Here is a 26,111-nt window from a genome sequence, read left to right as displayed (position 1 = left end):
TATTGTTTCGGGATGCGGATAACGGGAAACCCCGCTCGACTTGGCGCGAAAGCGGTTCTCGTTTCTGACTGGACCATCAATATCGCCACGGCTCAAAGATACGGAAACAGCAGACCCATGCCGATACCGCCCCTTCCCGAGCTGCCGTCCATTCGCCTCGGCCAGCAATCAGCGAAAATGCATAGCTGGATACAGACCCGGCTTTGGGCGCAGGTTTTGGTCGCATTATTGCTCGGCATTGCGGCCGGGTTGCTGCTCGGCCCGGAAGGCGGCCTGATTTCAGCCGAAACGGCGCGCTGGCTGGGCGCCTGGCTCGCACTTCCCGGCCAACTGTTTCTGGGCCTTATCGCAATGGTTTTGATCCCGCTGGTATTTGCCTCGATCATTGGCGGTCTGACCGGCAGCGGGTCAAGTGAAGCGCTGCAACGGATCGGGCTGCGCTTTGCCGGTTTCGTCCTCGCGACCACTTTCGCCGCTGCCGCCATCGGTATCACGCTTGCCGGTATATTGCGTCCTGGCGCAGGGCTAGCCGGTTCATTCCGGGTTTCAACCGGTACACCTGTCCCGAACGGCGAAGCGACCACATTTGATCTCGGCAAGGCGCCAGAATTGATTTCAGCGATCCTGCCCGACAATCCCACCGCGTCTATCGTGCAGGGCGATTTGCTGGCGGTTGTTGTCCTCGCCCTGCTGGTCGGTATCGCCGCGACACAGGTAACGCGAGACCGGATAGAGCCGTTTCTGTCTGTACTCGACGCGCTATTGTCCATCTGCATGACCATCGTCAAATGGGCGATGTTCCTCGCACCCTTGGCTGTTTTCGGCATGATGGCGCAGCTGGTCATGCAGATAGGTCTCGATACACTCTTAGCTGTATCCGCCTATGTCGGTACCGTCCTGCTCGGTTTATTGCTGCTTTTCCTGCTGTACCTCTCCATCCTGGCCATTTTTTGCCGGATAGGGCCCATCACGTTTTTCAAGAAAGCGGGAGAAACCTTGCTACTCGCTTTCTCGACATCCAGTTCAGCAGCTGTCATGCCCAGCACCGTCCAGTCGGCGAAGAAGCTCGGTGTACCACGGGACATCGCAAACCTCGTTGCGCCATTGGGGGCAACCATGAACATGGCCGGGACGGCTTTGTACCAGAGCGTCGCGATCCTGTTTCTTGCGCAAATGTCCGGCATTGAACTTAGCGCAGGCCAGATCATGGTGATGACCGTAACATTGGTCGCCTCTTCTATCGGCGCTCCCGGAACGCCGGGGGTCAGCATCGCAATTTTGGTCAGCGTTGCCGCTGGATTTGGGATCCCGGCCGATGGCATGGTCATCGTGATGGGGGTCGACCGGATACTGGATATGAGCCGCACCAGCGTAAATGTCGCAGGTGACCTGACCGCAAGCACCCTGTTGCGCAAAACTGCCGTTCCAGTTGTGGAACGACCAACCGAGCAAAACGTTTAACCCAGCGGCACAATTTTCGAAACAGGTTCACCCTCTCAAACAAAGGACAAGAAATGACAAACTCCCCTATCCCAACCAACTGCCTCGTCGTTGTTGCCACGGGAGCCGAAGCCAAGCTCTATCGCAATATTGGTGACGGTAATGGCATCAAGCTGCGAGCCGAGAGCACGATCAGTCCGAAGAACCTAAGCTCGGAAGGGCCGTCCGGCTCCTACATGCCGGATTCCTCCGCCAGAGAAACTGATGAAGCGACTTTCTCAAAACAGCTTGCCTATCATCTCTATAGCCTTGCGAGCAGCGGCGGTTTTGACAGTCTGGTACTGGCCGCGGATCCGGACAGTCTGGGCGAAATGCGTCCCCTGTTGCACAAGGAGGTTACCGACAGGATCGTTCTGGAAATGAGCAAGACGCTGACCAACTCGTCGATTAAGGATATCGAACGAGCGATCCAGAATAACTAGGTTCTGATATCCCGCGAACGGGGCCCGACTAACCGGCGACCAGTCTGACGAACGTGCTTTCGACCCAGCCGCTTTTGCAGGGGCCGTCATAGTTGCGCTTGGACCGCACCGGCGAAGACACACGGCAATCCTGTGATCCGCCGGTTGCGGTACCGTCAGCGTTTGGTTCTGCTGCTGCCGCGGTGTCATCATAAACAATGCCCAGCCATTGCTGGTCGTGGCTGCGGGTGCAGATGTGGACCAACTGGCCCGCCGACAGGCTGTCCTTGCGTTCTGCGGCATCAAAAGGCGCGATCAGGACGTCAAGTTCAGCTTCCCGCAAGCCGGTGACACGGCCCATCGCCTGACAGGCATCAAAGCGAGGTCCGCCTTCACCAATACGTACCGGACGTTCACCGGGATTGGCACCAACCCGCTCCGTCCGGCCTGTGGGATTGGCGGTATCGGTCTGACTTTCCTGCAGGTCATCGCTGACTTGGGTTGTCTCTGAACAGGCGCTGGCGGCAAAACAAATCAGCACGGCGGGGATCAAGCTTCTCATCATGTCTACGGTCTAGACCAAAATACCGGCTTTTGGAAAGATTCGAATGAGGGCATACCTCAAAGCACAATTTGCGTCTGGGTCACGACAGCAACCAATGTTCCGTCCTCTAGCGATAACCGCGATTGCCATACAGACTGCCTTTTGCCGACTTTCAGCGGCACAGCTTCGCCATAAACAATCTGCCCCTCTGGCGCGGCATTGAGGAAATTTGTCTTGCTTTCCGAGGTAGTGGTGCCGCTCGATCCTTCGGGCAGATTGGCAAAACCACCAAAAGCGCCCAGAACATCGGCGAACGTCATCACTGCGCCACCATGAATGGACGGCGTGCCGCGACCATTGCCTGCGGTACAAATATCTGGCCGAACCAGCATCTCGCCGCGGATTTTCTCCTTGGTCATTTCGGTGATTTTAATGCCCATGGTTTTGGCGAAAGGGACGATATCGGCGGGGTTACTCATATTTTTACGCTCTTTATCAGTTTGGTTCACGCGAAGACACTATCTTCTTATGGTTGTTCACAATAGGCTTGCAACCCTCTTTAAAGGTTAGAGAACCGAAGTTCTTTAAAAGACCAAGTGGCAAGTGCATAAAGCGAATATTTCACCAGAATTTCTTCGCATTCTTCGCGCCTTCGCGCGAGAAAAAGCTGGCAATTGTCCGGATATGTTAAGCATTTGAAAAATCAGTGAAATAATATGTCAAAATCCAACAATTTGCTTGGGTTTATCGCACCAAATCGCTATCCTGCAGGCATGAGTGAAAACACAGAAAATAACAGCCCGGAAGGCGCTGAAAACGCTTCCGACAGTTCCAACAAAAATGAATATGGTGCCGATTCCATCAAGGTCCTGAAAGGCCTTGATGCGGTTCGCAAACGGCCCGGAATGTATATCGGTGATACCGATGATGGCTCGGGCCTGCATCATATGGTGTTTGAGGTATCGGATAACGCGATTGATGAGGCTTTGGCTGGTCATTGCGACCTGATTCTGATCACCCTGAACGCCGATGGCAGCGTTTCCGTCGAAGATAATGGCCGCGGCATTCCTGTAGGGATGCACAAGGAAGAAGGCGTAAGTGCAGCAGAAGTTATCATGACTCAGCTCCACGCAGGCGGTAAGTTTGAAAACACTTCTGACGACAATGCCTATAAGGTTTCCGGCGGTCTCCACGGCGTGGGCGTGTCTGTTGTAAACGCGCTGTCCGAATGGCTGGAACTCAATATCTGGCGCGATGGTAAAGAGCATAATATGCGCTTTGAATTTGGTGATGCTGTGCGCTCACTGGAAGTCATCGGTGATGCTAATGGCAAAAAGGGTACGCGGGTTACCTTCTTCCCTTCTCCTGCAACCTTCAAGATTACCGAATTTGACTTTGAAAAGCTCGAGCATCGCTATCGCGAGCTGGCATTCCTTAACAGCGGCGTCCACATTCTGCTGCGTGACGAACGCCATGAAGAGGCCAAGGAAATTGATCTTTTCTACGAAGGCGGCATTGCGGCCTTTGTGCAATATCTCGACCGCAACAAGACCGCTCTCGTGCCGGACCCCATTGCCATTCATGGTGACCGTGATGATGTCACTATCGACGTCGCGCTGGAATGGAATGACAGCTATTATGAAAATGTGTTGTGTTTCACCAACAATATCCCTCAGCGCGACGGCGGTACCCATTTGGCGGCTTTCCGTTCGGCACTAACGCGGACGCTGAACAATTATGCCGAAAGTTCTGGCGCGCTTAAGAAAGAGAAGGTCAAGCTGACTGGCGATGATATGCGCGAAGGCCTGACCGCCATTGTGTCGGTCAAACTGCCGGATCCGAAATTCAGCTCGCAGACCAAAGACAAGCTGGTCTCTTCCGAAGTTCGCCAGCCGCTGGAAAGCCTGATGGCTGACAAGCTAGCAGAATGGCTGGAAGAAAATCCGCAAAATGCGGCAATGGTTGTCCAGAAGGTGATCGACGCTGCTGCGGCCCGTGAAGCGGCCAAGAAAGCGCGTGAACTTACACGGCGCAAGGGCGCAATGGATATTGCCTCCCTGCCCGGCAAGCTGGCTGATTGTCAGGAACGCGATCCAGCGAAATCGGAACTTTTCCTGGTGGAGGGTGATTCCGCTGGTGGATCGGCTAAACAGGGACGCGACCGCCATTATCAGGCGATCCTGCCGCTCAAAGGTAAGATATTGAACGTTGAGCGTGCGCGCTTTGACCGGATGCTCTCTTCCAAAGAAGTCGGCACACTGATTCAGGCCATGGGCACAGGTATTGGTCGTGAAGATTTCAATATTGAAAAGCTGCGCTATCACAAGATCGTGATCATGACCGATGCTGACGTCGATGGCGCGCATATCCGCACCTTGCTTTTGACATTTTTCTATCGGCAAATGCCGGAGATTGTTGAAAACGGGCATCTTTATATTGCTCAGCCGCCGCTGTACAAAGTTGGCAAGGGCAAGAGCGAGGTGTATCTGAAAGACGATAACGCGCTCGACAATTATCTGGTTGAGGCCGGTTTGCAGAATATGATCTTGCAAACGGCTGAAGGCGCACGGTCCGGTGAGGATTTGCGCAATCTGGTCGAACATGGTCGGCGTATGCGCTCACTAATGACCTATGTGCCGCGCCGCTATGACAGCACCATTGTCGAAGGCATGGCGCTAACCGGCGCGCTTAATCCGCAACATGGCCCCGCCGAGCGGCAAGCCGCCGTTGAGGCTGCTGCCGCCTGGATGGACGCTGTGGACGAAGAAGGCCGCTGGTCGGGCAGTGTTTCCGAAGAAGGTGGCTATTTATTCGAGCGTTTGTGGCGCGGGGTCACTGATCACCATATTATCGAAGCCAAATTCCTGGAATCGGCCGAAGCGCGCAAATTGCACAGCCTGGCATCCGAACAAAGTGCCACTTATGCAACCGGTAGCCGCCTAGTGAAGGGCGCAGCGGAAGATAGTGAGGATGATGGCAGCGCAGGATCGGAAGGAGTACTGATCACGCGGCCATCCGAACTGCTGGATGCCGTATTGGCCGCCGGACGCAAAGGCCTGTCCTTCCAGCGCTATAAAGGCCTGGGAGAGATGAATGCCGAGCAACTTTGGGAAACCACGCTGGATCCCGAAGTTCGCTCTCTGCTACAAGTGACGGTCGAACAGGCGGACGTGACAGACGAGATCTTCACCAAGCTGATGGGCGACGTGGTCGAACCACGGCGGGAATTTATCGTCGACAACGCGCTGAACGTCGCCAATCTGGACGTTTAAGTACAGTTCCGGCCACATTGGGCACAATAGCTTCGTTTTTTGATTATGGTTTGATATCGCATACGTGCGTAATGCGTTAAAACCATTATCGAAATTGTAGTTGTGGGAGGTCGTATGCCAAGGGCAGGAAAATTTGCGTCTCGTCTATACGCATATTTTTTGTTGATCACCGGACTATCGCTACTCACTGCCTGCGCTTCGGTGCAAGATGCTCCCTTAGAGGTTGGCCAGAATAATACCATACCCAAGATCATCGCGATCGGTGACATGCATGGAGACTATGCCCCTTATCGAGCGCTGATGCTTGAAGCTGGTTTGATGGACCAGCAAGGCAACTGGATCGGTAGTGATACCATCTTTGTACAAACAGGTGATATCCCGGATCGTGGTCCTGACACCCGCAAGATCATCGAAAGCCTGCAATTGCTCGAACAGCAGGCGCCTTCTTCCGGCGGCAAGGTCGTTCCGATGGTCGGCAATCATGAAGCCATGAATGTGTACCGCGATCTGCGTTATGTCCACCCGGGTGAATATGCTGCTTTCGCAGATAAAAATTCCGAAGCGGTCAGGCGCGATCACTATGCTACCCATCGCTCGGATATCGAAGCCAGATATCGAAAAAAGTCCCCAAAGCTGACCGCTGATCAAATCAAGACGGAATGGGAGAAAAATACGCCTTTGGGTAAGTTGGAACACCGCGCCGCGTGGAGCCCAACCGGCTATATTGGCAAATGGGTGGCGCGTAATCAGGTGGTGACAAAGGTACGAGGCTATTTATTCGCTCATGGTGGATATAGTCAGGAATTCAGCCGCTTTTCGCTTGATGAAATGAACATCGCGGCTGAAAAAGCGCTTCGCAAACAGGATCGATCACGCGATAATATCCTGCGCCACAGATTGGGGCCGCTCTGGTACCGCGGCAATGTTCGCGGCCGCGAGGACGAGAAGGGTTTCGATGCGGATAGGGAAATCAATATGGTGCTGCGAACCTATAACGCCGCCCACATCATCATCGGTCACACGCGCAATGAAAAGGGCATTCGGGTCAGCCGCGACGGCAGGCTAGTCCAGATCGATACCGGAGCTTCGGCCCACTACGGCGGTGTGCCGTCATTTTTGCGCATCGAAAATGGCGAATTTTTTGCTCACACCAAAGACGGATTCACGAAACTGAATGTTTCCGCAGCGAACCCTTCTTGAAAATATCCCCTACTGGTCGACGAATCACACAACAAGGGCAAATCTCAGTAAAACCTATTCAGTAATTTCCAACCCGACGGCATCGGCCATGAAGCCGTAGATATCGGAATATTCCTCGATCAGTTTATCGGTCGGCTTGCCGCTACCATGCCCTGCCCGCGTTTCTATGCGGATCAGATGCGGTTTCTCGCCGGTATTCAAAGCCTGCAATCGCGCGGTATACTTGAAGCTGTGCCCCGGCACCACGCGGTCGTCGGTATCAGCGGTTGAAACAATTAGCGCCGGATAGTCCGTGCCATCCTTTATGTTGTGATAAGGCGAATAGCTCAGCAGTTTCCGGAAATCTGCCTCCCTGTTCGGATAGCCATAGTCATCGACCCAGTAACGACCAGCGGTAAACCGGTCGAAGCGCAACATGTCCATCACGCCCACAGCCGCATGGCCCGTAGTAAACAGGTCCGGCCGCTGGTTCATCACCGCTCCCACCAAAAGCCCGCCATTGGAGCGTCCCTCAATCGCCAGACCATCCTTGGGCGTGATGCCCTCAGCGATCAGATATTCACCCGCCGCGATAAAATCATCAAACACATTCTGTTTGTTCTGCAGACGACCGCCATCATGCCATTCCTTGCCATATTCGCCGCCGCCGCGCAGATTGGCCGAAGCATAGACGCCGCCTGCTTCGATCCAGGCCATTTTGGGCGCGCTATACCCGGGCAGAACCGAGATATTGAATCCCCCATAGCCGTAGAGCAGCGTCGGTACGCCCTTGCTCAGGTCGAGATCCTTCTTGTGCACCAGGAACATCGGGATTTTCGTGCCGTCTTTGCTCTCATAGAAGCGCTGCGACACGGTGATGCTTTCGGGATCAAACGGTATATCCGGTTTAGCCCATACAGTGGGTACCCCCGCATCACCAAAGCTGTAAACAGTCGCAGGCTGATTGAAGCTTTCAAACGCGAAATAGCCTGCGTCCGCCTTGGCCGAACCGTCCAACCCCTTGACCTGACCCAGCCCGGGTAAATCAACCACACCCTTGGGCGTACCATCCAGCGCAAACAGCTCGAGCCGGCTCTTGGCATCATCGATATAATCCACTGCCAGTGTATCGCCGACCAATACCGCATCATCAATCGTCGCCATATGCTCCGGGACGACCTCTACCCATTCCGGGGTTTCAGCACTGACATCCGTTTTCATGACCCGCAGGCGCGGCGCGTCCATATTGGTCATGAAATAGAGCGTATCGCCAACACCATCAATCAGTGACCAATTATGGTCAAATCCGGTGACCAACTTGCGCGGCTCAATCTCATTGGCATCCACCTTGACCAACGTAATTTCATAGCGATCGTCGGTTCCCGAAGAGGAGGTAATGACCACCCATTGCTTGTCCGAAGTGACCGTAGCGGTGTGGCTCAATTCCGGTTGATCGGGGGTAGCGTAAACCTTTATATCCCGGCTCTGCTCGCTCCCCAGAACATGCACATAGATGGTGTGATTTTTGTTCAGCGACTGAAACGCTTCACCCTCTTCCGGTTCGGGAAAGCGGGAATAGAGAAAACCGCTATTGCCCGGCATCCATGCAAGATCGCTGAATTTAACCCACTCCACTGTGTCCTTCATAATCTCACCGGTTGCGACATTAATGACCTTCAGGGTGCGCCAGTCGGAACCGCCGTCCTGAACTGCATAAGCCAGCAAGCTGCCATCTTCCGAAGGCTTCCATTCCGCCAGTGCTGTTGCGCCATCGTCCGACCAATCCGCCGGGTCGATCAGCACGCGCTCTTCGCCATCTTTCCCATCCCGGACGTAAAGTATGGCCTGATTCTGGCCGCCACTTTTGCGCTCGAAGAAATATTTTCCACCTGCCTCGACAGGAGGTTCAATCTCGTCATAGTCGAAAAGAGCAGTCATTGATGTTGCAAGTGGTTTACGGTCTTCCAGCGTCACCAGATATGCATCGGTCACCGCATTTTGCGCCTTCACCCAAGCCGCGACCTCGGCATCTTCCCGCACATCGTTTTCCAGCCAGCGATAAGGATCTGCAATGGACTCGCCAAATTGTTCTTCAATCACATCGACAGTCTTGGTTTTCGGGTAGGTCAGAGCATCATCCTTCGCTTCTGTTTCGGTTTGGGCAAGAACTGGATTGGAAGTGATTGCCGTACTGCTGGCCAGTGCCAGAACAAGAAGACCGGTGATACGCATAAAATTCCCCGAAAACTGTGAAACACAAAGAAAAGAGGCCGCGAGCTTATCGCCCACGGCCTCTATTATCAATTGAAACTGCCTTTCAGATGAAGCGGCTTATGCCTCTTCGAAATCTTCTTCAGCATTCTGATCCGGACCACTGTCCTGACCTTTTGCTTCTTCGTTACGATCCACCAGTTCGATCACTGCCATGGCAGCGGCGTCCGAATCGCGGAAACCGGCTTTAATAATCCGGGTATAACCACCGCTACGGTCGCTATAGCGCTCGGCCAACTCGCCAAAAAGCTTCTTTTCCTGAGTCTCGTCCATCAAACGCGCATGCGCAAGACGACGGTTAGACAAGCCACCTTTTTTCGCCAACGTGATCAGCTTTTCTACATAAGGCCGCATTTCTTTGGCTTTAGGCAGGGTTGTCATGATCTGCTCATGCTTGATCAGTGCCGCAGACAGGTTTTTCAGCAAAGCCTGACGGTGAGCACCGGTCCGCTGCATACGGCGGCCCTTCATTCTATGACGCATATTCTATACTCCATTTTTGCCGACTCTTCCGGGCGGGAAACCGGTTCCCACTTTCCCTGAAGGGATCGGACGTTCGTATTGGGGCCGTATGAGGTACCCCGATGCAGGCCGATTTGCGGGTCGGCCAGTTTCCCGTTTAACCCAGCAGCTCTTGCTCAAGCTTCTTGGCCATTTCCTCGATATTTTCAGGCGGCCAACCAGGAATATCCATTCCCAGACGCAGACCCATGCTGGACAGCACTTCCTTGATTTCGTTCAAGGACTTACGGCCAAAGTTAGGTGTACGCAGCATTTCGGCTTCGGTCTTCTGCACCAGATCGCCAATATAAATGATATTGTCGTTCTTGAGGCAGTTTGCTGAACGGACGGACAATTCCAGCTCGTCGACCTTCTTGAGAAGGTAACGGTTGAGCTGGTTGGCGTCGCTTTCCTGCTGGCTCTGTGCTGCGGCCATGCCGATGGGCGACGACACGCTTTCCAAAGCTTCTTCGAAATGCACGAACAGCTGCAACTGATCCTGAAGAATGCGCGCTGCATAAGCAATGGCATCTTCCGGGGTCACGGTGCCGTCGGTGTCGATGGTGAGGTTCAGCTTGTCAAAGTCAAGCTCCTGACCAACACGGGCATTATCGACTTTATAAGAAACCTGACGGATTGGCGAGTAGAGCGAGTCAACCGGGATCAGGCCGATGGGTGCATCTGCCGGACGATTAGCAACCGCTGGAACATAGCCTTTGCCGACATTGACGGTCAGTTCCATGTTGAAGGACGCGCCTTCATCAAGGTGACAGATAACCAGGTCAGGGTTCATTACTTCGATGTCGCCGGAAACCGCAATATCGCCTGCAGTCACTTCTGCAGGACCGGTTGCAGAAAGCTGCAGACGCTTGGCATCTTCGCCTTCCATCTTCAGAGCGATCTGTTTGACGTTCAAAACAATGTCAGTGACATCTTCACGCACGCCGGGGAGCGACGAGAATTCATGCAGAGCATTTTCGATCTTGATCGAAGTAACCGCAGCACCTTGCAACGATGACAGCAAAACACGGCGCAAGGCGTTACCAATGGTCAAGCCAAAGCCGCGCTCAAGAGGTTCTGCTACAAAAGTAGCTTTACGCTTGGGATCACCACCGGATTTTATATCGAGAACATTGGGCTTCTTCAGTTCTTGCCAGTTCTTCATATTGACAGTCATGGACTTCCCCTAGTGAGTTCAAAGAGTGGGTTGGACCGTTACCACTCCGAATTACCAAAAATTGGAAACTACCGGCCGGATAGTTCCCGTAAACTTGCGCGGCTTAGACGCGGCGGCGCTTGGACGGACGGACACCATTGTGCGGGATCGGCGTAACATCGCGGATCGAGGTAATGGTGAAACCGACTGCCTGCAGCGCACGAAGAGCAGACTCACGGCCAGAGCCGGGGCCTTTAACTTCAACTTCCAGGGTGCGAACACCGTGGTCAGCTGCTTTTTTGCCAGCGTCTTCCGCTGCAACCTGCGCCGCGTACGGCGTAGATTTACGAGAGCCTTTAAAACCCATCATGCCTGCAGAAGACCAGCTTATCGCATTGCCCTGTGCATCGGTGATGGTGACCATCGTGTTGTTAAATGTGGCGTTGACGTGCGCTACGCCTGCCGAAATATTTTTGCGCTCGCGCTTTTTAATGCGCTGAGGTTCGCGTGCCATGTGATCAATTCCTACCTAATATCCAGAAGAGACAAGTCTTAAAAAGACTGTCTTATTTTTTCTTACCGGCAATAGCCTTGGGCTTGCCTTTGCGGGTACGCGCATTGGTGTGCGTACGCTGTCCGCGAACCGGCAGACCTTTACGGTGACGAAGACCGCGATAGCAGGCCAGATCCATCAGGCGCTTGATGTTCATTGCGTTCTCACGACGCAAATCACCTTCAACCGTATGGTCTGCGTCAATGGTTTCGCGAATGTGCAAAACTTCCTGATCGGTAAGGTCCTGAACCCGGCGGGCTGGATCAATTTTCAGTTTTTCGACAATTTCAGCCGCTTTTGTGCGTCCGATACCGTGAATATAGGTGAGCGCGATAATAACGCGCTTGTTTGTTGGGATATTTACCCCGGCAATACGTGCCAATATTTTTCTCCTGCTCCACAGAGACCGATTCGCCGGTCTCTATCTCATAGCTAAGCTGTTAAAAACACATCCAAAACGCACAAAACCAGCGGACGCCACGAAAGCGTTGCCGGTTGTGTTGGATTTCGAATAAGCTCCAAATAGGGAGAGTCGCTGGCGCTGTCAATAGCGGTTTAAGCGGCGAACCGGCAGATTCAGAATTGCATCTAAATTAGTCCGTCAATAGCTTCTGATCAATATCAAAGCCATGCCCGCTATGGGTGCAGAAGTGGTTATTAGCTGCCAAGTGATCCCAAAACAGAAGCTTTAGTCAATTCAAACGGATTTGCTGCCAAACTTATTGGGCTTCTGTACTGAAGCCCAATTGGGGAATGCCAATCGAACGCTTTCCACCGAAATCGGCGCGAACGACGATCGCACCCTGCTTTTCCATATATTCAACCAGCCTGCGGATACGGCCGGGAGACCTCGTACCATAAGCGCGGCCCAGCGCATCATCGTCAGGACATGGGCTGCCTTCCATCGCGGCTCGCGCGATTTGCAGAAAAGGTGCTGCCATATCTTCAGGCAAATGCGTGGATACTTTCAGGATATCTTTCCAACGCGGTTCACTGGGGTCAAGTATCCCGCCTTTCGCCAACGCAAAACGGCGGCGAAAATCGGCTAGCTCCAGAGGCGCACTGGCAAGTTGCTGCATCCGGCATCGGACGGAAAAATCCTGATATAGCAATGCATCTGGTTGATAAGCGCTATCGGTATCGGCAAGCATTTCTTGCAATACATTGACAATGATCGCCTCAATATCAGCGATATCATCCCCTGCCCCATCATCCGTATCATCGGGCGCAGATGGCGTTTCGGGTGCTGGCTCTGGCGCAGCGATACGGCGAATTAACTCCTCAGCGGCTATCGGCTCTGGCTCTGATTGATGCTGAACCGGCATGGGATCCGTTTCCATTTCGGCGAATAGCATGGAGCGCAAATTCTCTGGCTCAGCCTCAGGCATTGGCAAAAGGCTATGCGTACCCATACGGGTACTGGTTTGCGTCGGCCCTATTTTCATGGATATCGGACGGCGCGATATAGCCGGACCAAGGCCCAGGAAACATCCTCGCTCCAAATCCCTGATGCGTTCGGCTTGTCGGCGTTCCATGCCCAGCAGATCAGCGGCGCGCGCCATGTCGATATCAAGGAACGTGCGACCCATCAGGAAATTGCTTGCCTCAGCCGCGACATTTTTTGCCAGTTTGGCAAGCCTTTGGGTCGCGATCGCGCCAGCCAGGCCGCGCTTGCGCCCCCTGCACATTAAATTGGTCATGGCGCCAAGGCTGGCACGGCGCACAGCATCCGGTACATCTCCCGCTACAGCAGGCGCGAACATCTGCGCTTCGTCCACCACCACCAAAGCCGGATACCAATGATCACGCGGCGCATCGAACATAGCATTGAGAAATGCCGCCGCGCAGGTCATTTGCGCTTCGAGTTCCAATGCCTCCAGATTCAGGATGATCGAAGCGCGATGCTCCCTTATGCGAGTCCCCATAGTGGCAATTTCCCGCTCATTATAGTCGCCCGCGTCGATCACCACGTGATTATAGGCGTCCGCCAATGTGGCAAAATCACCTTCGGGATCGATCACCACTTGCTGAACGAGATGTGCACTCTCTTCAAGCAGACGGCGCAGAAGATGCGATTTTCCCGAGCCCGAATTGCCCTGCACCAATAGCCGCGTAGCCAGCAGCTCTTCAACATTGATATGCACGGCTTGCCCCGTGTCATCATTCCCAATTTCCATACCAACATTCACATCGCGGCCCTACCGACAAGGCTGTGAAGTTGCAACTGATGGAACGAGCCAAACCAGAGTATTTTTGACTGAGTTGCGAATATATGAGCGATGGCTTAGATCAACACGAATGGATTTCGATGATCAATGACAGCGCTATTTCGGCACCACCGATCTTTCGTCGGCCCACCCAGAGGCAATGAAGGCCGGCGTCGAGCGGATGCGCGTTGATTTAGGATTGGAAACAGACAGCGGACGACGCTTCGCCTTGTGGGCCGTGCTATATATGCTGGGCTCTGCGCCAGATCTGGACAGCGCCTTCGAAGATGAGACGGACCGCAATTCCGCCCGCGACTTTATGGATTTGATGGACCGCGCTCAAGGCAATTGATGATAAAGCGGCTTCCCGGTATCTCCAGCAAGCCGCTTTATCACTTCAGCCTTAGACAACCCCGTAGGCCAGCATCGCGTCGGCGACTTTCTTGAAGCCCGCGATATTCGCGCCCTTCACATAGTCGACATAGCCATCACCCTGGTCGCCATATTCGACGCACTGACTGTGGATGCCTTCCATCAATTCGGTCAGCATGGTGCCCAGACGCTCGTGGTTCCAGCTGATACGCTCCGCGTTCTGGCTCATTTCCAAGCCAGATACTGCTACGCCGCCAGCATTGGCCGCCTTGCCCGGTCCATACATGATCTTCGCATCGTGGAAGACATGAACACCTTCTAACGTGGTAGGCATATTCGCGCCTTCCGAGACGGCTTTCACGCCGTTTGAGACCAGCATTTTCGCTTCGTCTTCATTGAGTTCATTTTGTGTAGCGCAAGGCAAGGCGAGATCGCAGGCCACGCTCCACGGACGCTGTCCTTCGTGGAAGGTCGCGCCTTTAAACTCATCGACATATTCCGACATGCGTCCACGGCGATGGGTTTTATGCTCTTTGACCCAGTCGATTTTCTCTTGGGTGAAACCGTCAGGATCGTGCACAAAACCGCCACTGTCGGACAGGGTCAGAACCTTGCCGCCCTGTTTGGTAATTTGTTCAGCTGCATGGGTCGCAACGTTGCCGGACCCGGAAATGACCGCTGTCTTGCCTTCAATAACGTCTTTCTTGTGCGCCAGCATATTTTGCATGAAATAAACCGCGCCATAGCCGGTGGCTTCAGGCCGCATTTCACTGCCGCCATATTCACGACCTTTGCCGGTCAGCACGCCTTCCCAGCGATTGGTGATCCGTTTATACTGGCCAAACATATAGCCAATTTCACGGCCGCCCACGCCAATGTCACCCGCCGGCACATCGGTATCAGGGCCAATATGACGATAAAGCTCGGTCATGAAGCTTTGGCAAAAACGCATCACTTCGGCGTCTGACTTGCCTTTGGGGTTAAAATTGGCGCCGCCCTTACCGCCACCCATGGGCAGGCCGGTCAGCGAATTTTTGAACGTCTGTTCAAAGGCGAGAAACTTCAGCACGCTTTCAGTCACACTGGGATGGAAACGGATGCCGCCCTTATAAGGGCCGATGGCATTGTTATTCTGGACCCGCCAACCGCGCTGCACGCGGATATTGTGATTATCATCTTCCCAGCAAACGCGGAAGGAAACCACGCGATCGGGCTCTGCCATGCGCCGCAATATCTGCGCCGCGTGATATTCTTCCTTATCCTCGATAAACCCGTAAATATCCTGGGCGACTTCCTGCACCGCCTGAATAAACTCGGTTTGTCCGGGATTGCGCTTTTTCACGCCTTCCATGAATGTTGGAAAATCTACATGATCTGAAACGGCCATCGCCTTACTCCCCCTAGAGTGATTATCTGCGCGCCCGCGATCAATTGCGATGTCCTCGAGTCGCATTTGACTTGGGCATCATATTAACGGCAATTTATTCGATTGGTAAAGCTTTGATATTTGGCCCGATTTATTCGGCTTGCTCCGCTTCTTCGGGTTCGCTCTCTGGTTCCGCCTCCGTTTCTTCTTCCGGTGCAAAAAGCGCTGCAAGCCGGGTTAGCTGTTCGCCAATAACGCCATCGACCGCCGGCGCGATTTGATCGACCGGAAACTCCATATATCCTCCGACCTTGTAGACGAAGGATACGGCAGTATTTTCTCCATCAGGGCGCAGGCCGATAGTAAGCGTGCCTGTCACCGCCTCCCCTTGCAATGGGCCAAGCGCACCGGACATCCGCAAGGCTTTGTTGTTCTGCGCAAACAGGACACGCATATGCTGCACGCTGCCTTCGGCCGATTTGATATTGTCTTCGCTTACCGTGCGCAGCAGCTCGCAAAAACAGCCACCGGCCTGCGGCACCAGATAGAAATTTTCGGCATTGCCGGAAAAACTATGCTCACCATTCCACCAACGAGCCGGTGCAATGATGGTTTTCCACACGACTTCGGGAGCCGCATTCACCGGAGCTGAATGTTTGACAGTAAAGCCGTTATCCGCGGTATTGGTAACTTCTGCCTGCACGGCGGTGGCGCTGAGAGCAGCTGCCAATGGTAATATGAATCGGAACAATCTGTGTCTCCCCTGTTAGGCGGGAGACTAGTCGGCGTCCTTGTCACTGGCAATATCTATCAGCCAAAGCTGACAAACGAAATCAGTCCAGAGCAAGCACTGCTTCAATGGCGCTGCTCACAGCATCCATGCTGCCCATGCCGTCGACCTTGGTGACTATACCGCGCTCCTCGTAGATGGGCAGGATCGGCGCCGTCTTGGCGCGATACTCATCCATGCGGGTGCGAACGGTTTCTTCATTATCGTCCGGGCGGCGTTTAAATTCGTTAGAACCGCAGACATCGCAAACATCTGCCTTGGCAGGTTGCTTGAATTTGTCGTGATAGCCTTCGCCGCAATTGCCGCAAGTGAACCGCCCGGTAATGCGTTCCACCAGTGCGTCAACGTCCACACCCAGTTCAATAACATGATCGAGCTTGCGGTTTCGAGCCGTCAATATCTCATCAAGCGAATGGACCTGCGCCTCGGTACGGGGATAGCCATCAAAAATAACGCCTTGATCGGAACCAAGTTCGTCAAGCCTATCGCCAATAATGCCGGAAACGACTTCATCGGGAACCAACTCGCCAGCGTCCATCAATGCTTTGGCTTTCAAGCCAACCTCTGTGCCAGCCTTAACCGCTGCGCGCAGCATATCGCCGGTGGACAGTTGGACCATGCCATGCTCGTCTTCGAGAAGACCGGCTTGCGTACCTTTTCCGGCACCCGGTGGTCCCAACAGGATGATGTCCATAAGTTACTGTCCCCTATAACCTTACCAATCCCGGAGGAAAATTATTAGCGTTTGCGGCGACCGCCTTTGAGTTTCGCTTTTTTCAGCAGATCGCCATATTGCAGAGCCAGCAAGTGGCTCTGAATCTGGGTAACCGTATCGACGGTCACGTTCACGATAATCAGCAAACTGGTCCCGCCCAGGAAGAAGAGCGGCAAATTGGTTTGCGCCATAATATATTCCGGCAAAACACAGACAAAAGCCAGGTACGCAGCGCCAACAACCGTAATGCGGGTCAACACATAATCAAGATAATCCGATGTATTTTTACCGGGCCGGATGCCAGGCACAAAGCCACCATTTTTCTTGAGATTATCGGCGGTTTCTTCGGGGTTAAAAACAACCGCCGTGTAGAAGAAACAGAAGAAGATAATACCGGCTGCATAAAGCGCCATGTAAAGCGGTTGCCCATGAGCAAGATATTGGTTCAACGCGATAATGAAGTCACCACTCGCGCTTTCTCCTGCAGCTGTATTTCCAGCAAACTGGCTAACCGTCAGTGGCATCAACAACAGCGAGGAAGCGAAGATCGGCGGGATAACACCGGCTGTATTGACCTTCAGCGGTAAATGGCTGCGATCCGCCTGCATCACGCCATTTTGCGTGGCGCGTTTGGGATATTGAATGAGCACGCGTCTTTGCGCACGCTCCATGAAACTGATGAACAGCACCAGACCAACGACCATCGCGATCAAACCAACAATGGTCAAAGCGCCAACAGAACCAGTCCGGCTGCCTTCCATGAGATTGCTGACGAAAGTCGGCATCTGAGCGACAATACCGGCCATGATGATAAGCGAGATACCGTTACCGATACCGCGGCTGGTAATCTGCTCACCCAGCCACATCAGGAATAATGTACCGCCGACCAGACTGATCACCGCACCAATACGAAAGCCCATACCGGGATTAACTACGGCTTGCAGACCGGATTGAGAGGCAAAGCTCTCCAGCCCAACGGCTATGAAATAGCCCTGGATCGCCGTCAGACCAACCGTACCATAGCGGGTATATTGATTGAGCTTTTTGCGGCCCGCTTCGCCGTCTTTCTTGATCGCGGCCAATGTCGGTGACAAAGCGGCGGCCAACTGGACGACAATCGATGCGGTAATATAGGGCATTACACCCAATGCAATCAGGCTCATCCGCTCAAGCGAACCGCCGGAAAATGTATTGAAAATATCAAGAACACCACCGCGTGTCTGGTCATATAGATCCGCCAGTACGACTGGATCCACACCAGGAAGTGGTACGAAGCTGAGCAGCCGGAAAACCACCAACGCACCCAGCGTAAACCAGATACGTTTGCGGAGTTCGGTTGCTTCTCCGAATTTTGCCAGGCTCAAATTTGCTGCGACCTGATCGGCTTTTGATGCCATTTTAGTAGTTCCTTGCCCCGCCGTTCATGAAGCTATTCCTGCTTCAAATCAATGCATCGATCCCATATCGGATGTTGCTGCCCGAAAAACAAGGCTCTTGGGCATCAAGCTGAGCCGATACGGATAAAAAGAAAGGCCCCGTCTATGCTCTGAAGCTTAGCGGGGCCGTTGATTGGTCTAAATCAATCTTTCTTTTTGGCCCTGTTGGCGGCCTTTTTCTCTTTAGCCGGCTTGGAAGGTGTTGCCTTCTTTTCGCCTTTTGGACGGTGGGTCGCTGCACCAGCAAGAATTTCGACTTTGCCGCCCGCTTTTTCCACCGCTTCGATGGCTGCTTTGGAAGCGCCAGCAACAGCAATGGTGATTTTCGCCTTGATTTCACCTTTGGCCAGCAGACGCACACCGTCTTTGCCGCCACGGGTCAGACCGGCTGCGTTCAAAGCTGCCTGGTCCAGCGTACCTTTGTTGGCCAGCTTTTTGGCGTCGATGAACTTCTGGATCATACCCAAATTGACTTCAGCATAGTCGGTGCCGAACGGGTTGTTGAAACCGCGCTTCGGAAGCCGCATGTGAAGTGGCATCTGACCACCTTCAAAGCCGTTGATGGAAACACCGGAGCGAGACTTCTGGCCCTTTTGACCACGTCCGCCGGTTTTGCCTTTGCCGGAACCAATGCCGCGGCCAATACGGGTACGCAATTTGCGCGCGCCGTCATTATCTTTAATTTCGTTCAGTTTCATGTCGTGTACTCGCTTTCGCTTTTATTCGCACGGTTGTCCTCGGGTTTTACCCTTCAACAACCTCTACAAGATGGTGCACCTTACGGATCATGCCGCGCACTTCCGGGGTGTCTTCCAATTCGGAAACACGGTGCATTTTATTGAGGCCCAGGCCGATCAACGTCTTGCGCTGTTCTTCCGGGCGACGGATTGGCGAACCAATCTGCTTGATTTTCACTTTAGCCATTATGCCTTACTCCGTAACTGCTGCAGCTTCGGCCTCAGCCTCAGCTTCAGAAGCGCCGCCGCGGCCAAGCAGATCGGCAACTTTCTTGCCGCGCCGCTGGGATACAGCCTTGGGGCTGGTCTGTTCACCAAGCGCCACGAAGGTTGCCCGGATCATGTTATAAGGGTTGGATGTTCCGTTAGACTTGGTCACCACGTCGGCCACACCAAGACTTTCGAAAACCGCACGCATAGGCCCACCGGCAATGATACCGGTACCTGGAGGCGCCGAACGCAAGGTCACGTTGCCTGCACCAAACTGGCCTTTGCCGTCATGGTGAAGCGTACGACCTTCCCGCAATGGAACGCGAACCATTTTCTTTTTCGCAGCAGCTGTTGCTTTGGTAATCGCTTCAGGCACTTCGCGTGCTTTACCTTTACCAAAACCGGCACGGCCTTTGCCGTCGCCAACCACAACCAGGGCAGCAAAACCAAAGCGCTTACCGCCTTTAACAGTTTTGGAAACACGGTTGATGTGAACCAGTTTCTCGATCAACTCTTCGCCCTGATCCTGATCCCGGCCACCACGACCACGGCCACGACCGCGTCCGCCATCACGGCCGCCGCGTCCACCGTCACGTCCGCCACGGTTTCCACCGCGACCTTGACGCTCTTGTTTTTGCTCGGCAGGAGCAGCCTCAGCTGGTGCAGCTGATTCCGGCGCTTCTGAGCCTTCGTTCTTTGTTTCTTCAGCCATGCTTAAAACTCCAATCCGCCTTCACGTGCAGCGTCGGCCAAGGCCTTCACACGTCCGTGATACAGAAAACCGCCACGGTCAAAAATTACTTCGGTTACGCCCGCTTTTTTCGCTGCTGCTGCAACGCGCTTGCCAACATCGGCTGCGGCGGCGCTATCGGCACCCGTTTTTACCTTGGACGCCTTGTCGATTGTTGAAGCAGCGGCAACAGTCTTGCCCTCTGAATCATCAATGACTTGCGCATAGATATGACGACCTGTGCGGTGCACAGACAAACGAGGTTTTGTGAGCCCGCGCTTCCGCAATTTGGTGCGAACGCGTTGCTGACGCCGTTTGAATAGAGAAATATTAGCCATGGCTTATTTCTTCTTCCCTTCTTTGCGGAAAACATATTCGCCGCGATATTTAATGCCCTTGCCCTTATAAGGCTCCGGTTTGCGCCAGCGCCGAATTTCTGCGGCAACCTGACCAACCTGCTGTTTATCAATACCCGAAATTTCGACCGTGGTCTGATCCGGCGTCTTGATGGTGATACCTTCCGGAATGTCGAAATCGACATCGTGGCTAAAACCAAGCTGCAAGTTAAGGATTTTACCCTTCACTGCCGCACGATAACCAACCCCCGTGATTTCAAGAACTTTGGTAAAACCTTCGGTTACACCGTCGACAAGGTTCTGAACCAGTGTCCGTTGCATGCCCCAGTAAGAGCGTGCGCGTGTGGTTTTGTTTGCTGGTGTGACCAACAAACCGCCATCGCTCAACTCATAGCTCAGATCATCAACCATAGGGGTGGAAAGTTCGCCCTTTGGTCCTTTGATCTTGACCAGGCCGTCCTCCATCGTGGCGGTAACGCCGTCAGGAATGCTAACTGCTTTTTTGCCGATACGAGACATTAGAACACCTCTGCGAGTACTTCGCCGCCGACATTCTGCTGGCGCGCTTCCGCGTCAGACAAAACGCCTTTTGGCGTCGAAACGATTGTAATGCCCAGGCCATTGCGTACTGAAGGCAGCTCCTGAGAACCGCTGTAGATACGACGACCAGGCTTTGAAACGCGGGCCACGTGGCGGATAGCCGGCTCGCCTTCAAAATATTTCAGTTCAATACGAAGACCGGGGTGCTTGTTCACCTCTTCTTCGCTGTAGCCGCGAATATAACCTTCGCGCTGCAGAACTTCGAGAACAGCACCGCGCAATTTGGAAGCAGGTGAAACCACACTGTCCTTACGTGCTTGCTGTCCGTTACGGATGCGGGTGAGCATATCACCCAAGGGATCGGTAAAAGCCATATTATCTTCCCTTTACCAGCTGGATTTCGTTACGCCGGGGATAAGGCCTTTGTTAGCCATATCACGCAGCTCAATGCGGCAGAGACGGAACTTGCGGTAATAGCCGCGCGGACGTCCTGTTGTTTCGCAGCGGTTACGCACGCGGGTTGGATTACCGTTGCGCGGAATTTCCGCCATTTTAAGACGCGCCATCAAACGCTCGGTCTCGTCAAGAGACTGATCGTTGGCCATCGCCTTCAACTTCGCATAACGGCCGGCATATTTCTTAACCAGCTTCTTGCGACGTTCGTTTTTATTAATGGAACTCAGTTTCGCCATGACTTAAGTTCTCTTCCTTTCTTGCGTGTCTCCGAAAACCGGAAACTTAAAAAATTGTCTCTCGCGGATTATGCCGCGGCTTGCTCTTCTTCTTCCTGCGGGAACGGGAAACCGAACAGTTTCAGAAGCTCGCGAGCTTCGTCATTCGTTTTCGCGCTTGTCGTCACGATAATGTCCATGCCGCGCACCACATCGATGTCGTCATAGGCAATCTCAGGAAAAATAATCTGCTCTTTAATGCCCATGGCAAAGTTGCCACGACCATCAAAACTCTTTGGGTTCAGACCACGAAAGTCACGAATACGCGGCATGGCCACGGTGATCAGACGATCGAGAAATTCGTACATCCGCTCACGGCGCAATGTTACTTTACAACCAATCGGCATGCCTTCACGCAGCTTGAACGTCGCGATAGACGTCTTCGCTCTGGTGATGACAGGCTTCTGACCAGCAATCAGTTCCATTTCAGCTGCCGCTGTCGTGGCTTTCTTCTTGTCCTGGCTACCTTCACCAACGCCCATATTCAGTGTGATCTTGGTGATCTTTGGCACTTCCATAGGATTGGAATAGTTGAACTTTTCCTGCATCGCTTTGACGATCTGATCGTCATATTTTTTACGCATGCGTGGCAAATATTTATCAGCCATCGACTTTCTCCCCGGATTTCACGGCCACACGGACCATCTTTCCGTCTTTCTCTTCAAAGCGAACCCGTGTCGGCTTGCCATCTTTAGGATCGGCCACAGCAACCTTGCTGATGTGCATTGGCGCTTCACGGCGTTCCAGACCACCTTGCGGGTTGGCCTGTGTCGGTTTGCGGTGACGCACAGCAACATTGGCACCAGCGACGATCACTTTATCGTCTTTTGGCATAACCTTGGTCACTTCACCGGATTTGCCCTTGTCCTTGCCGGACAGAACTACAACGGTGTCACCCTTTTTGATCTTTGCATTGGCCATGATTATAGCACCTCCGGCGCAAGGCTGATGATTTTCATATGCTTTTTGGCGCGCAGTTCGCGAACCACAGGGCCAAAGATACGCGTGCCAATTGGCTCCTGCGCATTGTTGACCAAAACAGCGGCATTGCTGTCGAAGCGGATAACCGAACCGTCTTTGCGGCGGATATCTTTCTTCGTGCGCACGATCACGGCCCGGTGAACATCACCCTTCTTGACCTTGCCGCGCGGGGCCGCTTCCTTGATCGACACAACAATAATGTCGCCAACGCCAGCAAACCGGCGCTTGGAACCGCCCAGCACCTTGATACACTGCACGCGTTTGGCTCCGCTATTGTCAGCGACCTCCAAGTTCGATTGCATCTGGATCATGGATCCATTTCCTTCTTCATTCCGCCCCGAATATTCGGAGCACAGTTAAACTTCGCTAGCTTCAGCTTTCGGCTTTGACTTCGCCTTCGTCTTCAGCGGTAATTTCAGCAACCTTTGGTGTTGCAGGAGCAGCAGCAGCGCCAACCCGTTCCAGCACCTTCCAAGTCTTCAACTTGGAAATCGGTTTTGTTTCCTCGATACGCACGGTTTCACCAGTGCTCATCTCGTTCTTTTCATCATGCGCATGATATTTTTTCGAACGACGCATAATTTTTCCGTAAAGCGGATGCTTCACTTTGCGTTCGACATTGACAACAATGGTCTTGTCGCCCTTGTCTGACACTACTGTGCCGGTGAGAATACGTTTTGGCATATCGGTTCCTTACGCCTTTTCTGCGACGGCGGCTTTCGCGCGCTCGTTCTGCAGGGTTTTAATCTTCGCAATCGTGCGACGCACTTCGCGTATCCGACTTGGCTTTTCGAGCTGGTTGGTCGCAGACTGAAAGCGCAGGTTAAATGCCTCGCGCTTCAGTTCGCCCAGATCGGCCTCAAGCTGATCGTCGGTTTTGGTCCGCAAATCTTCTGTCTTGCTCATGTCCTTAACCTTCCAAATGTGACGTATCGCCAAGGCGAGCCACAACTTTTGTCTTGATAGGGAGCTTCATCGCCGCACGCTCGAAAGCAACCGCAGCAATTGGGCCAGGAACGCCATCCAGTTCAAACATGATCCGGCCTGGTTTTACCCGACAAGCCCAATACTCGACCGAACCCTTACCTTTACCCTGACGCACTTCAGCAGGCTTCTTCGAAACCGGCACGTCCGGGAAGATGCGGATCCACAAACGACCTTGCCGTTTGATATGACGTGTGATCGCACGGCGAGCCGCTTCGATCTGACGCGCGGTGACCCGTTCTGGCTCCATGGCTTTCAGACCATAAGAACCGAAGTTCAACGTCGTACCGCCTGGGGCCTTTCCTTTAATCCGGCCCTTGTGAGCCTTCCGGAATTTTGTTTTCTTTGGTTGCAGCATGATGCTTTACCTATTCCCTAAAAATCAACGAGAGGGGCGAACGCCGGAAGTTTGCGCTTCCACCATCAACCGATCCTGAGCCATCGGGTCGTGACCCAATATCTCGCCTTTGAAAATCCAGACCTTGATACCGATAATGCCGTAAGCGGTGAGCGCTTCATGTTCAGCATAGTCGATATTGGCGCGCAGCGTATGAAGCGGCACGCGGCCTTCACGGTACCATTCAACACGGGCAATTTCTGCTCCGCCCAAACGGCCACCACAAACAATTTTAATACCTTCGGCACCCAGACGCAGAGCGGACTGAACAGCGCGCTTCATAGCCCGGCGGAAAGCAACACGGCGGATCAACTGATCACCAATGCCCTGTGCTACCAATTGTGCGTCAACTTCTGGCTTGCGAATTTCAACAATGTTCAAAGACACATCACTGGAAGACATTTCGCTGAGCTTGCGGCGCAGTTTCTCAATATCCGCACCCTTCTTACCGATGATAACACCGGGACGGGCGGCATAGATGGAAACGCGGCAGGTTTTGGCCGGACGCTCAATTACAACCTTGGAGATCGCAGCCTGTGGCACGGTTTCCAGGATATATTTGCGCATCTTGATGTCTTCCATCAAGAGATTGCCGTAATCAGCACCTTCCGCATACCAGCGGCTGTCCCAAGTCCGGTTAATCTGCAGGCGAAGCCCGATAGGATTACTCTTTTGACCCATGGTTTACGCCTCTTCTTCTTCGTGCTCGCGAACAACGATGCGAACGCGGCTAAATGGCTTGATGATCTTGGCTGAACGACCACGTGCGCGGGCTTTCCAGCGCTTCATGGTCAGGCTTTTGCCAACACTGGCTTCCTGAACGATCAATGCGTCAACATCCAGATTATGGTTGTTTTCTGCATTGGCGATAGCGGAAGCGAGAACCTTGCTTACATCCTTGGCCATGCTCTTTTTGGAGAAGGACAGGATGTTCAAAGCGTCTTCTGCTTTCTTGCCGCGGATCAGCTGTGCAACAAGGTTCAGCTTCTGGGCAGATCCACGAATGGAATTGCCAACAGCCAAAGCTTCATTGTCGCCAACGCGGCGGGGTGATGATGCCTTACCCATTATTTCTTGCCTTTTTTGTCAGCGCCATGGCCGTAATAGTTACGCGTCGGAGCGAACTCGCCAAGCTTGTGGCCAACCATGTCTTCATTCACGGAAACCGGAATGAATTTCTGGCCGTTATAAACGTTGAAAGTAAGCCCGACGAAATCAGGGAGAACCGTGGAACGACGCGACCATGTCTTGATCGGCGAGCGTGCACCAGCTTCCTGCGCGTCTTGCGCTTTTTTCAGCAGATGGAGGTCAACAAATGGACCTTTTTTGATGGAACGAGCCATGCTTACCTCTTCTTCTTAGCGTGACGCGACCGGATGATCATCTTGTCGGTCGTTTTGTTCTTACGGGTACGAGCGCCCTTGGTTGGCTTGCCCCATGGTGTCACTGGGTGACGACCACCGGAGGTCCGACCTTCACCACCACCATGCGGGTGATCGACAGGGTTTTTCGCAACACCACGTGTCAAAGGACGACGGCCCTTCCAACGCGTGCGGCCAGCTTTACCGAAATTCTGGTTGGAGTTGTCGGGGTTTGAAACCGCACCAACCGTGCCCATGCAATCGCTGCGGATATAACGCTGCTCCCCTGAGTTCAGGCGAACAATGACCATACCGCGGTCACGGCCAACAATCTGGACATATGTACCAGCAGAGCGAGCAATCTGACCGCCCTTGCCTGGCTTCATTTCCACATTGTGGATGATCGTACCGATTGGCATTTGCGACAATTTCATCGCATTACCTGGCTTCACGTCGACTTTTTCACCAGCGATGACAGTGTCACCAACGGCCAGACGCTGTGGCGCCAGGATGTAGCTCAGCTCGCCATCGTCATATTTGATCAAAGCAATAAAAGCAGTCCGGTTAGGATCATATTCGATCCGCTCAACGGTTGCCGAAACATCGAACTTGCGGCGCTTGAAGTCCACCAGACGATATTTTTGCTTGTGACCACCCGCGATACCGCGTGAGGTTACGTGACCTTTGTTGTTGCGACCGCCAGTTTTGCGCTTGCCTTCAACAAGCTTCTTGACGGGCTTGCCTTTCCAAAGGCCGCTCTTGTCGACCAGGATAAGACCGCGTCGCGCAGGACTTGTCGGTTTATAGGATTTTAAAGCCAT

Annotated in this window: 33 protein-coding genes and 1 pseudogene; 5 read left to right on the top strand and 29 right to left on the bottom strand. The window is 53.3% G+C overall.

Going from position 1 to position 26,111, the window contains the following annotated elements; translation table 11 throughout:
* The first annotated feature begins 117 nt into the window (after positions 1–117).
* Together DK507_RS11740 and DK507_RS11735 are read left to right on the top strand one after the other, a co-directional pair.
* Positions 118–1,461, top strand: a complete 1,344-nt coding sequence (locus tag DK507_RS11740) for a dicarboxylate/amino acid:cation symporter (RefSeq protein WP_162559027.1) — start codon at positions 118–120, stop codon at positions 1,459–1,461.
* A gap of 53 nt (positions 1,462–1,514) precedes the next feature.
* A complete protein-coding gene (locus DK507_RS11735) occupies positions 1,515–1,922 on the top strand; it encodes a host attachment family protein (RefSeq protein WP_109356567.1) in 408 nt (135 codons plus the stop codon).
* A gap of 28 nt (positions 1,923–1,950) precedes the next feature.
* Here DK507_RS11735 and DK507_RS11730 read toward each other — a convergent pair whose 3' ends face one another.
* Together DK507_RS11730 and DK507_RS11725 are read right to left on the bottom strand one after the other, a co-directional pair.
* Positions 1,951–2,466 carry a hypothetical protein gene (locus DK507_RS11730; RefSeq protein ID WP_109356566.1) on the bottom strand — a complete coding sequence of 172 codons (516 nt, stop codon included), beginning with the start codon at positions 2,464–2,466 and terminating at the stop codon, positions 1,951–1,953.
* Between the two features lie 56 nt (positions 2,467–2,522).
* The gene (locus DK507_RS11725) at positions 2,523–2,924 is read right to left on the bottom strand and encodes a PaaI family thioesterase (protein WP_109356565.1); all 402 of its coding nucleotides are present in this window, start codon (positions 2,922–2,924) and stop codon (positions 2,523–2,525) included.
* Positions 2,925–3,161: 237 nt separating this feature from the next.
* Between DK507_RS11725 and gyrB the strand changes: the two genes are divergently transcribed.
* Positions 3,162–5,717 (top strand): DNA topoisomerase (ATP-hydrolyzing) subunit B, encoded by a 2,556-nt coding sequence (gene gyrB, locus DK507_RS11720; protein ID WP_254054358.1) that lies wholly within the window; start codon positions 3,162–3,164, stop codon positions 5,715–5,717.
* 114 nt (positions 5,718–5,831) lie between these two features.
* Entirely contained in the window at positions 5,832–6,917 is a 1,086-nt protein-coding gene (locus tag DK507_RS11715) for a metallophosphoesterase (RefSeq protein WP_109356564.1), read from the top strand.
* Between the two features lie 54 nt (positions 6,918–6,971).
* On the opposite strand, the gene DK507_RS11710 is transcribed toward DK507_RS11715, so the two are convergent.
* From DK507_RS11710 to DK507_RS11685, 6 genes are all read right to left on the bottom strand, one after another.
* The gene (locus DK507_RS11710) at positions 6,972–9,128 is read right to left on the bottom strand and encodes a prolyl oligopeptidase family protein (RefSeq protein ID WP_109356563.1); all 2,157 of its coding nucleotides are present in this window, start codon (positions 9,126–9,128) and stop codon (positions 6,972–6,974) included.
* A gap of 99 nt (positions 9,129–9,227) precedes the next feature.
* Positions 9,228–9,650 carry a 50S ribosomal protein L17 gene (gene rplQ, locus DK507_RS11705; RefSeq protein ID WP_109356562.1) on the bottom strand — a complete coding sequence of 141 codons (423 nt, stop codon included), beginning with the start codon at positions 9,648–9,650 and terminating at the stop codon, positions 9,228–9,230.
* Positions 9,651–9,786: 136 nt separating this feature from the next.
* Complete coding sequence (locus tag DK507_RS11700; protein WP_108810491.1) at positions 9,787–10,845, bottom strand: DNA-directed RNA polymerase subunit alpha; 1,059 nt, start codon at positions 10,843–10,845, stop codon at positions 9,787–9,789.
* Positions 10,846–10,948: 103 nt separating this feature from the next.
* Positions 10,949–11,338 carry a 30S ribosomal protein S11 gene (gene rpsK, locus DK507_RS11695; RefSeq protein WP_074204552.1) on the bottom strand — a complete coding sequence of 130 codons (390 nt, stop codon included), beginning with the start codon at positions 11,336–11,338 and terminating at the stop codon, positions 10,949–10,951.
* Positions 11,339–11,390: 52 nt separating this feature from the next.
* The gene (gene rpsM / locus DK507_RS11690; protein ID WP_074204551.1) at positions 11,391–11,759 is read right to left on the bottom strand and encodes a 30S ribosomal protein S13; all 369 of its coding nucleotides are present in this window, start codon (positions 11,757–11,759) and stop codon (positions 11,391–11,393) included.
* 337 nt (positions 11,760–12,096) lie between these two features.
* Positions 12,097–13,554: an ATP-binding protein gene (locus tag DK507_RS11685; RefSeq protein ID WP_109357645.1), complete on the bottom strand. Its 1,458-nt coding sequence runs from the start codon at positions 13,552–13,554 to the stop codon at positions 12,097–12,099.
* Between the two features lie 121 nt (positions 13,555–13,675).
* On the opposite strand from DK507_RS11685, the pseudogene DK507_RS11680 reads away from it, so the two are divergent.
* A pseudogene (locus tag DK507_RS11680) lies at positions 13,676–13,936 on the top strand (hypothetical protein).
* Between the two features lie 51 nt (positions 13,937–13,987).
* Here the strand turns inward: DK507_RS11680 and gdhA are convergent.
* From gdhA to rplB, 21 genes are all read right to left on the bottom strand, one after another.
* Entirely contained in the window at positions 13,988–15,343 is a 1,356-nt protein-coding gene (gdhA, locus tag DK507_RS11675; protein WP_109356561.1) for an NADP-specific glutamate dehydrogenase, read from the bottom strand.
* 130 nt (positions 15,344–15,473) lie between these two features.
* A complete protein-coding gene (locus tag DK507_RS11670) occupies positions 15,474–16,073 on the bottom strand; it encodes an SRPBCC family protein (protein ID WP_162559026.1) in 600 nt (199 codons plus the stop codon).
* A gap of 82 nt (positions 16,074–16,155) precedes the next feature.
* A complete protein-coding gene (locus DK507_RS11665) occupies positions 16,156–16,806 on the bottom strand; it encodes an adenylate kinase (protein ID WP_109356559.1) in 651 nt (216 codons plus the stop codon).
* A gap of 44 nt (positions 16,807–16,850) precedes the next feature.
* Complete coding sequence (gene secY, locus DK507_RS11660) at positions 16,851–18,224, bottom strand: preprotein translocase subunit SecY (protein ID WP_109356558.1); 1,374 nt, start codon at positions 18,222–18,224, stop codon at positions 16,851–16,853.
* Between the two features lie 182 nt (positions 18,225–18,406).
* On the bottom strand, positions 18,407–18,961 hold the full coding sequence (gene rplO / locus DK507_RS11655; protein WP_109356557.1) for a 50S ribosomal protein L15: 555 nt from the start codon (positions 18,959–18,961) through the stop codon (positions 18,407–18,409).
* Between the two features lie 46 nt (positions 18,962–19,007).
* Positions 19,008–19,187 (bottom strand): 50S ribosomal protein L30, encoded by a 180-nt coding sequence (rpmD, locus tag DK507_RS11650; RefSeq protein ID WP_109356556.1) that lies wholly within the window; start codon positions 19,185–19,187, stop codon positions 19,008–19,010.
* Between the two features lie 6 nt (positions 19,188–19,193).
* Positions 19,194–19,922 (bottom strand): 30S ribosomal protein S5, encoded by a 729-nt coding sequence (rpsE, locus tag DK507_RS11645; protein ID WP_109356555.1) that lies wholly within the window; start codon positions 19,920–19,922, stop codon positions 19,194–19,196.
* A gap of 2 nt (positions 19,923–19,924) precedes the next feature.
* Complete coding sequence (rplR, locus tag DK507_RS11640; protein ID WP_109356554.1) at positions 19,925–20,278, bottom strand: 50S ribosomal protein L18; 354 nt, start codon at positions 20,276–20,278, stop codon at positions 19,925–19,927.
* Between the two features lie 3 nt (positions 20,279–20,281).
* Entirely contained in the window at positions 20,282–20,815 is a 534-nt protein-coding gene (gene rplF, locus DK507_RS11635) for a 50S ribosomal protein L6 (RefSeq protein WP_109356553.1), read from the bottom strand.
* A complete protein-coding gene (rpsH, locus tag DK507_RS11630) occupies positions 20,815–21,210 on the bottom strand; it encodes a 30S ribosomal protein S8 (RefSeq protein WP_109356552.1) in 396 nt (131 codons plus the stop codon). Before rpsH ends, rplF begins: the two co-directional genes overlap by 1 nt.
* A 12-nt stretch (positions 21,211–21,222) precedes the next feature.
* The gene (gene rpsN, locus DK507_RS11625; RefSeq protein ID WP_108810506.1) at positions 21,223–21,528 is read right to left on the bottom strand and encodes a 30S ribosomal protein S14; all 306 of its coding nucleotides are present in this window, start codon (positions 21,526–21,528) and stop codon (positions 21,223–21,225) included.
* Between the two features lie 68 nt (positions 21,529–21,596).
* Positions 21,597–22,175: a 50S ribosomal protein L5 gene (gene rplE / locus DK507_RS11620; RefSeq protein ID WP_109356551.1), complete on the bottom strand. Its 579-nt coding sequence runs from the start codon at positions 22,173–22,175 to the stop codon at positions 21,597–21,599.
* Positions 22,168–22,488 carry a 50S ribosomal protein L24 gene (rplX, locus tag DK507_RS11615; protein ID WP_109356550.1) on the bottom strand — a complete coding sequence of 107 codons (321 nt, stop codon included), beginning with the start codon at positions 22,486–22,488 and terminating at the stop codon, positions 22,168–22,170. Before rplX ends, rplE begins: the two co-directional genes overlap by 8 nt.
* A gap of 2 nt (positions 22,489–22,490) precedes the next feature.
* A complete protein-coding gene (gene rplN, locus DK507_RS11610; RefSeq protein ID WP_074204535.1) occupies positions 22,491–22,859 on the bottom strand; it encodes a 50S ribosomal protein L14 in 369 nt (122 codons plus the stop codon).
* A 61-nt stretch (positions 22,860–22,920) separates the two neighbouring features.
* Positions 22,921–23,232: a 30S ribosomal protein S17 gene (gene rpsQ, locus DK507_RS11605; protein ID WP_109356549.1), complete on the bottom strand. Its 312-nt coding sequence runs from the start codon at positions 23,230–23,232 to the stop codon at positions 22,921–22,923.
* 9 nt (positions 23,233–23,241) lie between these two features.
* Positions 23,242–23,454: a 50S ribosomal protein L29 gene (rpmC, locus tag DK507_RS11600; RefSeq protein WP_109356548.1), complete on the bottom strand. Its 213-nt coding sequence runs from the start codon at positions 23,452–23,454 to the stop codon at positions 23,242–23,244.
* A 4-nt stretch (positions 23,455–23,458) separates the two neighbouring features.
* Complete coding sequence (gene rplP, locus DK507_RS11595; protein ID WP_109356547.1) at positions 23,459–23,890, bottom strand: 50S ribosomal protein L16; 432 nt, start codon at positions 23,888–23,890, stop codon at positions 23,459–23,461.
* 24 nt (positions 23,891–23,914) lie between these two features.
* Positions 23,915–24,610: a 30S ribosomal protein S3 gene (rpsC, locus tag DK507_RS11590; protein WP_109356546.1), complete on the bottom strand. Its 696-nt coding sequence runs from the start codon at positions 24,608–24,610 to the stop codon at positions 23,915–23,917.
* A gap of 3 nt (positions 24,611–24,613) precedes the next feature.
* The gene (gene rplV, locus DK507_RS11585) at positions 24,614–24,997 is read right to left on the bottom strand and encodes a 50S ribosomal protein L22 (protein WP_109356545.1); all 384 of its coding nucleotides are present in this window, start codon (positions 24,995–24,997) and stop codon (positions 24,614–24,616) included.
* Positions 24,997–25,272, bottom strand: coding sequence for a 30S ribosomal protein S19 (gene rpsS, locus DK507_RS11580; protein WP_109356544.1), 276 nt, complete (start codon positions 25,270–25,272; stop codon positions 24,997–24,999). Before rpsS ends, rplV begins: the two co-directional genes overlap by 1 nt.
* A gap of 2 nt (positions 25,273–25,274) precedes the next feature.
* The gene (gene rplB, locus DK507_RS11575; protein ID WP_108810516.1) at positions 25,275–26,111 is read right to left on the bottom strand and encodes a 50S ribosomal protein L2; all 837 of its coding nucleotides are present in this window, start codon (positions 26,109–26,111) and stop codon (positions 25,275–25,277) included.

It is taken from the genome of Sphingorhabdus sp. EL138, from assembly GCF_900258045.1.
In the GTDB taxonomy this organism is placed as follows: domain Bacteria; phylum Pseudomonadota; class Alphaproteobacteria; order Sphingomonadales; family Sphingomonadaceae; genus Parasphingorhabdus.
This window is presented reverse-complemented; position numbering and strand designations above follow the sequence as displayed.

Excerpts from the sequence above, each read along its gene's own strand:
- DK507_RS11740 (WP_162559027.1), top strand. The coding sequence starts at position 118 with ATGCCGATACCGCCCCTTCCCGAGCTGCCGTCCATTCGCCTCGGCCAG.
- DK507_RS11735 (WP_109356567.1), top strand. The coding sequence starts at position 1,515 with ATGACAAACTCCCCTATCCCAACCAACTGCCTCGTCGTTGTTGCCACG.
- DK507_RS11730 (WP_109356566.1), bottom strand. The coding sequence starts at position 2,466 with ATGATGAGAAGCTTGATCCCCGCCGTGCTGATTTGTTTTGCCGCCAGC.
- DK507_RS11725 (WP_109356565.1), bottom strand. The coding sequence starts at position 2,924 with ATGAGTAACCCCGCCGATATCGTCCCTTTCGCCAAAACCATGGGCATT.
- gyrB (WP_254054358.1), top strand. The coding sequence starts at position 3,162 with ATGTCAAAATCCAACAATTTGCTTGGGTTTATCGCACCAAATCGCTAT.
- DK507_RS11715 (WP_109356564.1), top strand. The coding sequence starts at position 5,832 with ATGCCAAGGGCAGGAAAATTTGCGTCTCGTCTATACGCATATTTTTTG.
- DK507_RS11710 (WP_109356563.1), bottom strand. The coding sequence starts at position 9,128 with ATGCGTATCACCGGTCTTCTTGTTCTGGCACTGGCCAGCAGTACGGCA.
- rplQ (WP_109356562.1), bottom strand. The coding sequence starts at position 9,650 with ATGCGTCATAGAATGAAGGGCCGCCGTATGCAGCGGACCGGTGCTCAC.
- DK507_RS11700 (WP_108810491.1), bottom strand. The coding sequence starts at position 10,845 with ATGACTGTCAATATGAAGAACTGGCAAGAACTGAAGAAGCCCAATGTT.
- rpsK (WP_074204552.1), bottom strand. The coding sequence starts at position 11,338 with ATGGCACGCGAACCTCAGCGCATTAAAAAGCGCGAGCGCAAAAATATT.
- DK507_RS11685 (WP_109357645.1), bottom strand. The coding sequence starts at position 13,554 with ATGGAAATTGGGAATGATGACACGGGGCAAGCCGTGCATATCAATGTT.
- gdhA (WP_109356561.1), bottom strand. The coding sequence starts at position 15,343 with ATGGCCGTTTCAGATCATGTAGATTTTCCAACATTCATGGAAGGCGTG.
- DK507_RS11665 (WP_109356559.1), bottom strand. The coding sequence starts at position 16,806 with ATGGACATCATCCTGTTGGGACCACCGGGTGCCGGAAAAGGTACGCAA.
- secY (WP_109356558.1), bottom strand. The coding sequence starts at position 18,224 with ATGGCATCAAAAGCCGATCAGGTCGCAGCAAATTTGAGCCTGGCAAAA.
- rplO (WP_109356557.1), bottom strand. The coding sequence starts at position 18,961 with ATGAAACTGAACGAAATTAAAGATAATGACGGCGCGCGCAAATTGCGT.
- rpmD (WP_109356556.1), bottom strand. The coding sequence starts at position 19,187 with ATGGCTAAAGTGAAAATCAAGCAGATTGGTTCGCCAATCCGTCGCCCG.
- rpsE (WP_109356555.1), bottom strand. The coding sequence starts at position 19,922 with ATGGCTGAAGAAACAAAGAACGAAGGCTCAGAAGCGCCGGAATCAGCT.
- rplR (WP_109356554.1), bottom strand. The coding sequence starts at position 20,278 with ATGGCTAATATTTCTCTATTCAAACGGCGTCAGCAACGCGTTCGCACC.
- rplF (WP_109356553.1), bottom strand. The coding sequence starts at position 20,815 with ATGTCTCGTATCGGCAAAAAAGCAGTTAGCATTCCTGACGGCGTTACC.
- rpsH (WP_109356552.1), bottom strand. The coding sequence starts at position 21,210 with ATGGCTTTTACCGATCCCTTGGGTGATATGCTCACCCGCATCCGTAAC.
- rpsN (WP_108810506.1), bottom strand. The coding sequence starts at position 21,528 with ATGGCGAAACTGAGTTCCATTAATAAAAACGAACGTCGCAAGAAGCTG.
- rplE (WP_109356551.1), bottom strand. The coding sequence starts at position 22,175 with ATGGCTGATAAATATTTGCCACGCATGCGTAAAAAATATGACGATCAG.
- rplX (WP_109356550.1), bottom strand. The coding sequence starts at position 22,488 with ATGGCCAATGCAAAGATCAAAAAGGGTGACACCGTTGTAGTTCTGTCC.
- rplN (WP_074204535.1), bottom strand. The coding sequence starts at position 22,859 with ATGATCCAGATGCAATCGAACTTGGAGGTCGCTGACAATAGCGGAGCC.
- rpsQ (WP_109356549.1), bottom strand. The coding sequence starts at position 23,232 with ATGCCAAAACGTATTCTCACCGGCACAGTAGTGTCAGACAAGGGCGAC.
- rpmC (WP_109356548.1), bottom strand. The coding sequence starts at position 23,454 with ATGAGCAAGACAGAAGATTTGCGGACCAAAACCGACGATCAGCTTGAG.
- rplP (WP_109356547.1), bottom strand. The coding sequence starts at position 23,890 with ATGCTGCAACCAAAGAAAACAAAATTCCGGAAGGCTCACAAGGGCCGG.
- rpsC (WP_109356546.1), bottom strand. The coding sequence starts at position 24,610 with ATGGGTCAAAAGAGTAATCCTATCGGGCTTCGCCTGCAGATTAACCGG.
- rplV (WP_109356545.1), bottom strand. The coding sequence starts at position 24,997 with ATGGGTAAGGCATCATCACCCCGCCGCGTTGGCGACAATGAAGCTTTG.
- rpsS (WP_109356544.1), bottom strand. The coding sequence starts at position 25,272 with ATGGCTCGTTCCATCAAAAAAGGTCCATTTGTTGACCTCCATCTGCTG.
- rplB (WP_108810516.1), bottom strand. The coding sequence starts at position 26,111 with ATGGCTTTAAAATCCTATAAACCGACAAGTCCTGCGCGACGCGGTCTT.